The organism is Phenylobacterium sp. (assembly GCF_036402295.1).
GTDB lineage: Bacteria > Pseudomonadota > Alphaproteobacteria > Caulobacterales > Caulobacteraceae > Phenylobacterium.
Window position 1 is genome coordinate 1 of record NZ_DASWTE010000409.1, and the last position, 11,316, is coordinate 11,316.

Below are 11,316 nucleotides of genomic sequence, written 5' to 3' on the forward strand. Positions count from 1 at the left end.
CGTTGAGAAGGTCGATCTCCGTCTCCAGCCGCGCCACCTGCGACTCGACGATCCTGAGCGGTTCCCATTCCGGCGTCTCGCCGGTGTCGGGCGTGGCGAGATCGGCCCCAAGATCGAAGAGGTCGTTCTGGATGCGGCCGAGCATTGCATCGAGATCGGGATCGTCATCGCAATGGAGCCGCGCCACGCCCACGGCCGAATTGGTCTCGTCCACCGCGCCATAGCTCTCGACGCGCAGGTCGGTCTTGCTGACCGTCGCGCCGGTGGCCAGCCGGGTCGTCCCGGCGTCGCCGGTGCGCGTGTAGATGCGGTTGAGGGTGACCATCTCAGCCCTGGCTGCTGCGCCACCAGACGGCCAGCATCAGCACCGCCACGGCGACCGCCTGGGTGAGCACGCGCAGGCGCATCAGCTTGTTCGACCACGACCGTCCGAAGTCGCCGCCGCGGAACAGGGCGTAGATGCCCAGCGCCAGGACCGTGGCCACGACGGCCAGGGCGGCGAAGATCAGATAGTCGAATAGGTCCATGCCGCTAGCTTAGGGCCGAGAACGGCGCTACGCCATGGGGAAGCACAGGTCTATTTTAAACTTGACTTTAGCGCGCTTGATCATGTTCAACGAGCAGGGGTTCCGGCAGAACGGCGAGATTCGGCGTGACGCGCGAAACCTTATGGAATAATGGCTTAGCCGCCTCTGTGAGCGCTCCCATTGCAGCGCCGAGAGTCGAATCGCGCGCGGGCTGCGACAGTTTCGCGTCGTGAGTTTATTGAACGTGTTCACCGCCGGTGATACGCCTCGGCGCCTCCGGCATCCTCCCCACCCAGAGACCGCCGGGTTCTCCCCCGACACGGCGAAACCAAGAGAAGAATGAAGCACATCTCCCCCAGTCAGGTCGCCGTCGATGCTCCGACGCGCGCCCCCACCCGCCGCGCCCTCGCCAAGCAGCAGACCCGCCTGAAGGTCCTCGCCGCCGCCCGCCGCCTCTTCAGCGAACAGGGCTACGAAGGCGCCACCATCCGTGACATCGCAGCCGCCGCCGGCATGTCGACCGGCGCCGTGTTCGCCAATTTCACCGACAAGTCAGACCTGTTCCGCGAGATCATGCAGGACGACATGGAGGCCCTCACGGCCGCCATGCGCGACGCCGCCACCCGTGGCCGCAACGTCGAGGACGCCGTCCTGAAGATCTTCATGGCCGGCTACACCTTCTACAAGACCCGCCTGCAACTGGCCCGCGCCGCCTTCTCGGTGTCGTGGGACAAGGACGGCGGCCCGACGCTTCGCGGCATGCAGTCGTCGACGGCTTTCCAGGACCTGTTCACCGAGCAGCTGACCGCTGCCGTGGAGCGCGGCGAGTTGTCGCAGGAATCCGAGGTCAAGCTGCGCAGCCAGATGCTGTTCGATACCTACCTGTCGAACTTCCCGCAGGCGATCTTCGAAGGCTGGGGCCTGGACGCCCTGCAGGCCCGCGCCCGCGACCAGATCCGCATCCTGCTGGCCGGGGCGCGTCGCGGCTGAGCCAGCACGATGACAGCTGACGTCGGATCGGTTCCGGAACGCTCCGCCACCCCCCGGCAGTCGCAGAAGGAAGCAACGCGCCAGCGGGTGCTGGACGCTGCGCGGGAGCTGTTCGACACCCACGGCTACCAGGGCACCACGATCCGCGAGATCGCGCGTCGGGCCCAGGTATCCGTGGGCAGCGTCTTCACGACCTTCGCCTCCAAGGGCGAGATCCTCTCCGAGGTGATGGTCGCCCGGCTCGACCCGCTGTTCGCGGAGATCGACCGGGTCATGCCGCACCTGCGCGGGTCCACGGCCGACCGGCTGCGGACGATGTTCGCCATCCACTTCGAGTTCGAGGCCAAGCATGTGCGGCTCTTCATGTCGCACATCGCCGCCGCCTACGACTGGACGCTGAGCGAAGGCGCGCGCCCCTACGGCCGCAACGCGCGTCTGCAGGAGGTCATCCGCGAGACCCTGATCCGGGGGCAGGACGTGGGCGACGTGCGCCTGGACGTCGACCTGCAGGAGGTGATCGACCTCCTAATGAGCGCCTATGCCTGGACCTACCGGCTGGTGATCACCCACGAGGCCGACACCAAGGCGATGATCGCCGTCATGGACCGCCAGATCGGCCTGATCGCCGAGGGCTTCGCCCCGCGGAGCTGACCGCACGCTTGCTCAGTTCGCGCCCTCGAGCAGCCGCCGCGCGATCACCTGCGCCTGGATCTCGCCGGCGCCCTCGAAGATGTTGAGGATGCGGGCGTCGGCCAGGACGCGGCTGACCGGTTGCTCCATCGCAAAGCCCGTCCCGCCGTGGATCTGCACGGCGTTGTCGGCGGCGGCCCAGGCGATGCGGGCGGCCGTGAGCTTCGCCATGCCCGCTTCCAGGTCACATCGCCGGCCGTCGTCCTTCGCCCGCGCCGCGAACCAGGCCAGCCGCCGCGCGCCCACCAGCTCGGCGGCCATCATCGCGAGCTTGTTGGCCACCCGCGGGAACTTCGCGATCGGCTCGCCGAACTGTTTGCGCTGCAGGGCGTAGTCGAGCGCCAGGTCGAGGGCGTTCTGGGCCACGCCGATGGCGCGGGCGGCCGTCTGGATGCGGGCGCTCTCGAATGTGGCCATCAGCTGGACGAAGCCCTGGCCCTCCTGGCCGCCCAGCAGGTTGGCGTGTGGCACGGAAAAGCCGTCGAAGGCGATCTCGTACTCCTTCATCCCGCGATAGCCGATGACTCCGATCTCGCCGCCGCTCATGCCGGGCGCGGGGAAGGGCTCTGCATCGGTCCCGCGCGGCTTCTCGGCCAGGAACATCGAGAGGCCGCGGTGGTCCTTCGACGCCGGGTCGGTACGGACCAGCAGCGTCATCAGGTCGGCGCGGGCGGCGTGGGTGATCCAGGTCTTTGCGCCATAGACCTTCCAGACGTCGCCCTCGCGGACCGCCCGGGTGCGCAGGGAGCCCAGGTCGGAGCCGGCCTCGGGCTCGGTGAACACGGCCGTCGGGATGGTGCGGCCGGACGTGATGCCGGGCAGGAAGCGCTGCTTCTGGCGCGGCGTGCCGTGCGCGAGGATCAGCTCGCCGGCGATCTCCGAGCGCGTGCCCAGCGAGCCGGTCCCGATCCAGCCGCGCGACAGCGCCTCGGAGACCACGCACATGGCCACCTTGCCCAGTCCCGAGCCGCCCCAGGACTCCGGCGCCGTCAGGCCGAAGACCCCGAGATCGCCCAGCTCCTCCAGCAGGCTGAGCGGGATCAGCTCGTCGCGCAGGTGCCAGCCGTGGGCGAAGGGGGTGATCTTCTCGTCCGTGAAGGCGTGGAACTGGTCGCGGATCGCCTCCAGGGTCTCGTCCAGGCCGCTGGCCTCCAGCGAAGGCCGGCTGCGGGCCTGCTCCAGGAGCTCGACGATGCGGTGCTTGGCGGCCTGCGAGGCGCCGGGCCGAAGGCGGCCCAGCACGTGGGTCAGCCGCTCGGCGGGGGCGAAGACGTCGGCCGGGCGGAAGAACTCGCCCTGGTTCATCGGAATGCCGCCGACCAGCTGGCTCAGGTACTCGTGCGCCAGCACCTGCGCGGGCAGGGCCTCGGCCTCGGTCAGGCGGCCCTCGGCGTGCAGCGCGCGCGCCCAGGCCGCGGTCTGACGCAGGGTCTCGGCGTAGGCGGCCGCCCAGGCCAGGCCGTGGGCGGCGTGCTGTTCGGCGTCGAGCGCGGCGCGGTCCAGCCGCCCGTTCGACTTCACCCGACTTGAGACCGCGTTGGAGATGGCGGTCGTGAGCGAGGCCGCCTCGTCGGCGGCGGCGTCCAGCAGGTCGGGCAGGTTGGGCAGGATCAGGCTCATGCGCCCTTTTGGCAGGGTTGCGTTGCGTCAGGTGAGGCCGTCTCTGCTGTATCGCAGAAAACGAACGGGAGGCGCCCTCATGCTCACGGTCCATCACCTGAACGACAGCCGCTCGCAGCGCATCCTCTGGCTGCTCGAGGAGCTGGGGACGCCCTACGAGATCAAGTTCTACCAGCGCGACGCAACCACCCGGTTGGCTCCGCCCGAACTGAAGGCCGTGAACCGGCTCGGCAAGTCGCCGGTGATCACCGACGGCGACCTCACGATCATCGAGTCCGGGGCCATCATCGACTACATCCAGCGCACCTACGGCGGCGGCCGGCTGGCTCCGGCGCAGGGGACGCCCGAGTACGAGGCCTACAACCAGTGGCTCCACTATTCCGAGGGCTCGGCGATGCTGCCCTTGATGCTGGCGCTGTACGTCGGCCGCCTGGGCGAGGCGGGCGCGCCGCTGCAGCCGCGCATCGAGAGCGAGACAGCCAACCACCTGGGCTACGTGGAAGCCTCGCTCGCGGGCCGCGACTGGCTGGTCGGCGACGACCTGACCGCGGCCGACATCCAGATGAGCTTCGTGGGCGAGATCGCGAAGGCCCAGCGCGCGGCTGAGTACCCGAACATCGCAGCTTGGGTCGACCGCTTCCAGGCGCGCCCGGCCTATCGCCGCGCGCTGGAGAAGGGCGGCCCGTACAACCTGGGTCCGCGGTAGACGCTCACTCGAACGGCGGGAAGTCGTCTTCGTCGGGGACGCCGTCCAGGAAATCCAGCACCGCCGCCTTCAGCGCGGCGTGCGGGATGGCCGAGAAGTGGTCGCAGCCGGGCAGCGTCTTGCCGCGCCCGTGCGGGAAGATCTGGGCCAGCGCCGACGGGTCGCCAGCGAGGTCGTCGCCCGCGCCCGCGATCACCAGCACCGGCATGTCCAGCCGGCGCAGGGCTTCGCGGTCCAGCGGCGGGCCCATGGCCTGGCTGAAGGCCGCCAGGGCCTGGCGGTCCTCGCCCTGCTCGTCGGCGAACTGCCGGAAGCTCCTCAGGAACTCGGTCTTGATGGTGGACGGATCCTCGGCCGTCATGGCGGTGACGATGGTCTCGCCGTTCTCGGGCGGCTTCGGCGGGTCGAACAGCTTGCCGCCCACGCCGCCCAGGATGAGGTTGTTCACCCGGTCGGGCGCGTCGATGGCCATCTGCATCGCCGTGCGGGTGCCCATCGAGTAGCCGAACACCTCAGGCTGGCGGACGCCCAGGTGGTCCAGCAGCGCGACGGCGTCGGCCGCCAGCGCGAGGCGCCCGTAGTCCGCGGGATCGTGGCTGCGTACGCTTTCGCCGTGCCCCCGCTGGTCCATGGCGATCACCCGGAAGCCGCGCCGGCCCATGGCCTGGTACCAGCCGGTGCGCTTCCAGCCCTCGTCGCGGTTCGAGGCGAAGCCGTGGAGCAGGAGGATCGTCCGCTCGGCCGGGCCGGGCGGGGCGATGTCGTCGTAGGCGATGGTGACGCCGTTCAAGGTCGCGGTGGCCATGGGGCGCGACCGTAAAGCCGGTACGCCGCGCCCGTCTACGGGCTCTCGCCGGTCCACTCCCAGTGCCAGGGCTCGAAGGGGTAGTTCACGAAGCCGAAGCGGCGCGCGTTGGCCACGAGCCAGCGGTAAGTGGGCGTGCGGGTCATGTAGAGCCGGTTGGGGTCGTCGCTGGAATCGGGGCTGTAGCCCGGAGCCTGACCCACATAGACGTCGGCGGCGAGGCCCGTGCGGTGGGCCGAGCAGCGGGCGCGGACGATGCCGTCGCAGTTGCCCTCGGCCTGGCAGCGGGCGGCGTCGGCCGAGGGGCTGCGATAGCCCGAGAAGATGGTCAGGTTGCGCGGGTCGGCGGCGATGTCCGGAACCTCGGCGCGGGCGGCGGCGGCCATGCGGCGGTAGGCCTCCAGCGCCTTGGGCCGCATCCACACCTGCTTGCCGCCGTAGCCCTCGTCGATCCGCGCCGCGGTGATCAGGTCGGGCGTCTCGGGGCAGGCGCCGCCCGAGGTGAAGCGCACGAACTCGCGGCGGGTCTGGACGACGCCCTTCATCGCCAGGAAGGCGGTCTCGGTCAGCACGCCGTCGGGCGTCTGGCCGTTCTGCCGCTCCCAGTCGGCGAGCGCGCGGGCGAAACCCTCGGAGTTCGCCGGGCAGGTCGTGCCGATCTCGTGCTGGATCAGGGTGACGTAGACCTCCCAGCCGGTCTCCGGGCGGCGGAACGGCTCCCAGGCGAGCGAGGGCAGGGTGTTGGCGTTGGTCTGTGCCGCAGCGGTCCAACCCTCGGCGCGGCACAGGTCGCTGACCGGCTGGGGCGTCTCGGGCGCCGCGGTGACGGGAGCACCCAGTGGTTGCCGGGCTTCACCGCCCAGAGGCGAGCAGCCGGTCACCCGCAGGAACAGGAGCAGCAGCAGCACGACGGCCGCCGCCGAGGCCCACAGGAACCGGATGATGTCTCGAAGCTTCATCCACATCGCCGCTCCAGCAACCGCGGCCAAACGCAGAGGTCCAGCATGAAGTTCGTTTCGGGGCTGCTTTCGGGGATGTCGATCGTGGCGCTCTGCGCGTGCGAGATCCGTCCGCGGGAGACGACCGAGGTGACGCCGGCCTCAGCGCCGGCCACAGCGGAGGCCGCGTCGTCTACGGCGCCTCCCGTTCTGGACCTGCCGCCGCAGCCCTCGGCCGCACCGGTCGCCAAGGCGGTCGACGCCGCGCAGTGGGAGGCTGCGCCCGCGAGCCCTCAGGCGAAGCGGGACATGATGATCCGCGCCCAGGTGCTGCTGGACCGCGCCCACTTCTCGCCCGGGGTCATCGACGGCCAGGACGGCGAGAACGTGAAGAACGCCGTGGCCGCGTACGAGCGGGCGAACGGCCTGCCGGAGGACGGCCTGCTGGACGCCGAGGTCTGGGGGAAGCTCACCGCCGACGAGGGCCCCGTGCTGACCGATTACGTGATCACCGCCGAGGACGTGGCGGGACCCTACACGCCCGTCATCCCCAAGGACTACGCCGACATGGCGAAGCTGGACCGGCTGGGCTTCACCGGTCCGCTCGAGGCGCTGGCCGAGCGGTTCCACATGGACGCGGCGCTGCTGCAGGCGTTGAACCCGGGCGTCGACTTTGCCGCCGCGGGGACGAAGATCGTGGTCGCCGCGCCGTCCCGCCCGCAGCTGCCGGCCAAGGTGGCGAAGGTGGAGGTGGACAAGGCGATGAAGCAGGTCCGCGCCTACGATGCGGCCGACCGGCTGCTGGCGGCCTATCCCGCGACGGTGGGCTCGTCGGAGCTGCCGACGCCCAACGGCGAGTGGGCCGTGCGCACGATCGCACCCGAGCCCACCTGGACCTACGACCCCAGCCGCCTGAACTTCGGCGACCGCAAGGCTGGCAAGCTCACCATCAAGGCCGGGCCCAACAATCCGGTCGGCGCGGTCTGGATCGACCTGACCAAGGACACCTACGGCATCCACGGCGCGCCCGAGCCGCGGCTGGTCGGCAAGGTGGCGAGCCACGGCTGCGTGCGGCTGACCAACTGGGACGTGCGGCAATTGGCCGGGGCGGTCGAAAAGGGCGCGAAAGTGATCTTCATGGGCGAAGCTTGAGCGGCTCACACGTCGAAGTTGCTGATTTTCCCACGGATTTCCCGCGGAATTCCCATTGTAAAGCTTTCGGTTACGAAAACGGCGTTACCCATTTTGAGGAGCGGCAGAAGACCGCACTCTCACTGGGGGAACCCCGATGTCAGCCAGGCCGCCGGCCCAGATCCTCGCGCCGTTGAGTCGCGTAGATCGCGTGGCGGTCCGCTCGCTGCGCGAGGGGGAGCGCCGCCGGCGGGCGGGCGAGCGCCGCCGCGCGAGCCGGGCCGATGCAGACGCCTACGAGACTCTCATCGCCCGCCTGACCGAGGCGCATCACGTGGTCTTCAAGCGCATCGACTGGGCGAAGATCGAGGAAGACGGCCCGATGGCGCCGACCGTGCCGCGCGACGCGGTGTCGTCCGTCGCGCGCAAGAAGCTGTCGGCCTATCGCCCGACGTTCGCCGACAGCCTGCTGGGCCGCGAGCGCGAGCGCCGCCGCGAGCTGACCGAGAAGGTGGTCGAGGCCGCCAAGGCCGACGCTGCGCTCTACGCCCGGGCCAAGGCCGAGGCCGACGCCCACAATCGGATGCTGGTCCTGGCCGCCGAGGTGCGCGCCCTGAACCCCGACGCCATCGCGGGCGTGCTGAAGGTCAACGGCGCCGCCAAGGCGCTGAAGGAGGTCGTCGAAGCCTTCAGCCTGCGGGCCGAAGGGGCCACGCGGCTGGTCGCCCAGGTGGACCTCATCGAGTACGACGCCCTGCCGGACGAGGCCTGCAAGGCGGGCGCCGGCGCCTGGACCGAGCTTCCGCCCGCCGACCGCGCCCAGCTGCAGCTCGCTAACGCCTGCTCCGTGGCGCTGCGCGCCGCCGTCGAGGTGCTCCAGGTCGCGCCCGTCGAGATCGTGGAGGTGGTCGCCCGCATCTGCCGCCCCGGCGGCTTGGCCGACACCGATTTCGACCCGGTCCTCCATGTGAAGGTCCCGGCCATGGCGCTCGCCAAGGCCAACCTGAAAAAGATGGAAGCGCCGACCGTCGTCACGGCCCTGGGCGCGCGTCTCAGCTGGACGGCCGCCCGCGGGCTCGCCCCGATCGACCTGGCCGACCTCGGCCTGGCCTCGCGAAAGGCGGCGGCTTAGCTCCGCCAGCGCAGGGTCGCGGGCTCCACCGGGTTGCGGAACGGCCGGCCCTCGCGGCGGCTCTGCACCCATTCGCGCTTGAGCGCCTGGTACCACTTGGCCTGCCGGTCGGCGTCGTCGATCCAGAGCAGGGTGGGCGACTGCTGCAGGCCGGCGTTCTGCAGCTGCACCATGTGGGCGTCCTGCCGCAGGAAGGCGCGCGCCATGGCGCCGATCGCGGGCCGGAGCAGCGTGAAGGCCGGGTGGTCGGACCAGGCGATCTGGGTCACCTGGGTGCGGTTCTCGTCGATCGGCGTCAGGCAGGTGAGGAACAGCGCCTGGCGGCGGCCCACGACGATGTGCTCCCAACGCAGGCCGGGCAGCCGGAAGGTGATCTCGGTCTCGGGGCGGCCGCCCAGCAGGGCGTAGGCGCGGCTGTTCCTCGACGGCGCATGGCGCACCATGGCGAAGCCGGCTTCGACGGGCTCGAAGCGCTTTTCCTTGTCGTGCTCGCTGCCGGCCGCGCGCCACCACCATTGCTGGTGCACGTAGGGGCCGTGCGCGGGGTCCATGAGCCCGACGACCGCCTGGTCGATGTGGGCGTCGAACACCAACCGGTCGACCAGCTTTGGCGCGCCGCCGACCACGCCGGGAAAGGTGGGCGGCGAACAGTCGGGCTCGCCGCTCGGCGAGGCGCCGACCCACACGAAGACCAGGCCCTGGCTCTCGACCACCGGATAGCGCCGCACGCGGATGCGGCTGACGTCCATCTCCTGGTCGGCGGTGAGCGAGGGGATCGCCGCGCAGGCGCCGTCGGCCCGGAAGCGCCACCCGTGATAGGGGCAAGCCACGGTCTCCGTGCCGAAGGGGTCGCGATGGAACCGCCCGGCCGAAAGTGGCGCGGCGCGGTGGGGGCAGACATCGCGCAGTGCGAACAGCACCCCGCTGCGCGCGCGGCCCAGCGCCACGGGCTCGCCCAGCAGCTCGAGATGCACGAGCTTGCCCGGCCGCAGGTCCTGCGCCAGGGCCGCCAGGTACCAGGTGTCTGTCAGGAAGCCCGTGCCGAAGCGGGTCTCAGCGCGGCTGGTGCGGGGCTCGCCGTCAGGCATCTTGATCAACCAAGCTGAAATCACTCATTCGGCGAATTCACTGATGCTGAAGTCTGGCGAAGCGTATCCATTTCGCCATGAAAAACGCCCTAATCCAAATCGCCTCGGCCGCGACCGTCGTCGCCGCCTCGGCATTCAGCCCGCCGGTCGGCGCGCCCCTAGCGGCCGCCTCTCCCGGCGACGATCCGATGGCTGCCCTCTATGGCAACACTCTGACCATCGCCGTGCCCAAGGCCTACTACTACGCCCGCCGCTACGTCGACGCCGACGGCACGTGGCGGGAGGCGCGCGGCTCGGACTGGGTCCGCGGCGCGTGGGAGCGGACGCCCGACGGCAAGACCTGCCACTGGCAGACCGACCCGCCGGTCCACAATCCCGCCCGCTACTGCTACGCGCCGGTCCGTCGGCAGGTGGGCGACGAGTGGGTCAGCACCGACCCCACCACCGGCAACGAAGTGATCCAGCGGATCGAGCCCGGCCGGCAATAGCCGCTCAGTCCTGCCCCAGCCGCAGGAAGCAGGCGGCGTAGGGCGACAGGCCCACGGAGTCGCCGCGCAGTTCGGCCTCGCCGCTGCGCAGGGGCAGGAGGTCGGCGACCGACAGGGTCGGGTGGTCGAACACCTGCGGCTGGGCGCTGAAGTTGAAGACGCAGACGACGGCCTCGTCCTCGTGCTCGCGCACGAAGGCCACCACCGGCGCGTCCATCTTCGCGAAGGCGATGTCGCCCACGGTCATCGCCGGCGAGGCCTTGCGGAAGGCGATCATCTCGCGGGCGAAGGTGAGCATGGAGTCGGGATCGCCGGCCTGCTCCTCGACGGACAGGCCGCGGTGCTCGGCCGCCAGCGGCAGCCAGGGCTCGCCCTCGGTGAAGCCCATATTGGGCCCCGTCGTCCACGGCATCGGCGTGCGGCAGCCGTCGCGGCCGCCGTCATAGGGCCAGTAGAGGTCGCCCACCGGGTCGCGCAGCTGCTCGCGGGTGAGCGAGGCCTGCGGCAGGCCCAGCTCCTCCCCCTGGTAGATCAGCGTCGTGCCCTTCAGGGCCACCAGCAGGGCGAACAGCATCCGGGCGAGCTCGGGCGGGGCGTCGGGGCCGCCGAACCGGCTGACGGTGCGCGGCACGTCGTGGTTCGAGAAGCTGATGGTCGGCCAGTGGCCGGGATAGGCCGACAGCGTGTCGTAGTGCTCGGTGACGAAGTTCGTCTCCAGCTTTCGCGCCAGCAGCATCACGAAGGTGTAGCCCGAATGCAGGCCGTCGGCGGGCGTGCAGTAGGCGCCGCAGCGCGCCTCCTCCTCCGAGAACTCGCCGAACACGAAGCGGTCGCCGCCGTTGACGCCGCTGAACGCCTCCACCCGCCGGCGGATGACGCCCAGCATCTCGACGTTCTCCTCGAGGTTGGAGTCGTAGAGGTGGCGCTGGAGGTTGCCGGCGTGGCTCCAGTGCAGGCTGCGCCGCTCGGCCATCGGCACGGGCGGGTTGGGTGTCAGGTCGGCGTCGTGCAGGTAGGTGCCGGCCACGTCCAGGCGGAAGCCGTCGACGCCCTTCTCCAGCCAGTGGTCCAGCACCGACAGCGCCGCCTCGCGTGCGCCGGGATCGCGCCAGTTCAGCTTCGGCTGCTGGCGCAGGAACTTGTGGTGGTAGTGCTGCCGCCGCGCCGGCTGGTAGGCCCAGGCCGGGCCGCCGAAGACGCT

13 protein-coding genes are annotated in these 11,316 nt (G+C 70.5%); 6 read left to right on the forward strand and 7 right to left on the reverse strand.

Annotation, left to right across the window (positions count from 1 at the left end; genetic code table 11):
* Positions 1–325 (reverse strand): ATP:cob(I)alamin adenosyltransferase (locus tag VGD44_RS23765; protein WP_414694720.1); only part of this gene is annotated, 325 nt, incomplete at its 3' end.
* A 1-nt stretch (position 326) separates the two neighbouring features.
* Positions 327–527, reverse strand: a complete 201-nt coding sequence (locus VGD44_RS23770; RefSeq protein ID WP_331090863.1) for a twin transmembrane helix small protein — start codon at positions 525–527, stop codon at positions 327–329.
* A 339-nt stretch (positions 528–866) separates the two neighbouring features.
* On the opposite strand from VGD44_RS23770, the gene VGD44_RS23775 reads away from it, so the two are divergent.
* A complete protein-coding gene (locus VGD44_RS23775; protein WP_331090864.1) occupies positions 867–1,517 on the forward strand; it encodes a TetR/AcrR family transcriptional regulator in 651 nt (216 codons plus the stop codon).
* A gap of 9 nt (positions 1,518–1,526) precedes the next feature.
* Positions 1,527–2,168: a TetR/AcrR family transcriptional regulator gene (locus tag VGD44_RS23780; protein ID WP_331090865.1), complete on the forward strand. Its 642-nt coding sequence runs from the start codon at positions 1,527–1,529 to the stop codon at positions 2,166–2,168.
* Positions 2,169–2,180: 12 nt separating this feature from the next.
* On the opposite strand, the gene VGD44_RS23785 is transcribed toward VGD44_RS23780, so the two are convergent.
* Positions 2,181–3,827, reverse strand: coding sequence for an acyl-CoA dehydrogenase family protein (locus VGD44_RS23785; RefSeq protein WP_331090866.1), 1,647 nt, complete (start codon positions 3,825–3,827; stop codon positions 2,181–2,183).
* 79 nt (positions 3,828–3,906) lie between these two features.
* On the opposite strand from VGD44_RS23785, the gene VGD44_RS23790 reads away from it, so the two are divergent.
* Complete coding sequence (locus VGD44_RS23790) at positions 3,907–4,533, forward strand: glutathione S-transferase (RefSeq protein ID WP_331090867.1); 627 nt, start codon at positions 3,907–3,909, stop codon at positions 4,531–4,533.
* A 4-nt stretch (positions 4,534–4,537) separates the two neighbouring features.
* Here the strand turns inward: VGD44_RS23790 and VGD44_RS23795 are convergent, their stop codons facing one another.
* Both VGD44_RS23795 and VGD44_RS23800 read right to left on the reverse strand, forming a co-directional pair.
* Complete coding sequence (locus VGD44_RS23795; protein WP_331090868.1) at positions 4,538–5,338, reverse strand: alpha/beta hydrolase; 801 nt, start codon at positions 5,336–5,338, stop codon at positions 4,538–4,540.
* A gap of 35 nt (positions 5,339–5,373) precedes the next feature.
* Positions 5,374–6,297: a M15 family metallopeptidase gene (locus VGD44_RS23800; protein WP_331090869.1), complete on the reverse strand. Its 924-nt coding sequence runs from the start codon at positions 6,295–6,297 to the stop codon at positions 5,374–5,376.
* Positions 6,298–6,342: 45 nt separating this feature from the next.
* Between VGD44_RS23800 and VGD44_RS23805 the strand changes: the two genes are divergently transcribed.
* Entirely contained in the window at positions 6,343–7,428 is a 1,086-nt protein-coding gene (locus tag VGD44_RS23805) for a L,D-transpeptidase (protein ID WP_331090870.1), read from the forward strand.
* 136 nt (positions 7,429–7,564) lie between these two features.
* Positions 7,565–8,539 carry a hypothetical protein gene (locus VGD44_RS23810; protein ID WP_331090871.1) on the forward strand — a complete coding sequence of 325 codons (975 nt, stop codon included), beginning with the start codon at positions 7,565–7,567 and terminating at the stop codon, positions 8,537–8,539.
* On the opposite strand, the gene VGD44_RS23815 is transcribed toward VGD44_RS23810, so the two are convergent.
* Complete coding sequence (locus VGD44_RS23815; protein ID WP_331090874.1) at positions 8,536–9,627, reverse strand: aromatic ring-hydroxylating dioxygenase subunit alpha; 1,092 nt, start codon at positions 9,625–9,627, stop codon at positions 8,536–8,538. The two genes, VGD44_RS23810 and VGD44_RS23815, sit on opposite strands and share 4 nt — an antisense overlap.
* Before the next feature lie 188 nt (positions 9,628–9,815).
* On the opposite strand from VGD44_RS23815, the gene VGD44_RS23820 reads away from it, so the two are divergent.
* Positions 9,816–10,115 (forward strand): hypothetical protein, encoded by a 300-nt coding sequence (locus VGD44_RS23820; protein WP_331090872.1) that lies wholly within the window; start codon positions 9,816–9,818, stop codon positions 10,113–10,115.
* Positions 10,116–10,119: 4 nt separating this feature from the next.
* On the opposite strand, the gene VGD44_RS23825 is transcribed toward VGD44_RS23820, so the two are convergent.
* On the reverse strand, positions 10,120–11,316 hold a 1,197-nt coding region (locus tag VGD44_RS23825), incomplete at its 5' end, for an alpha-amylase family glycosyl hydrolase (protein ID WP_331090873.1).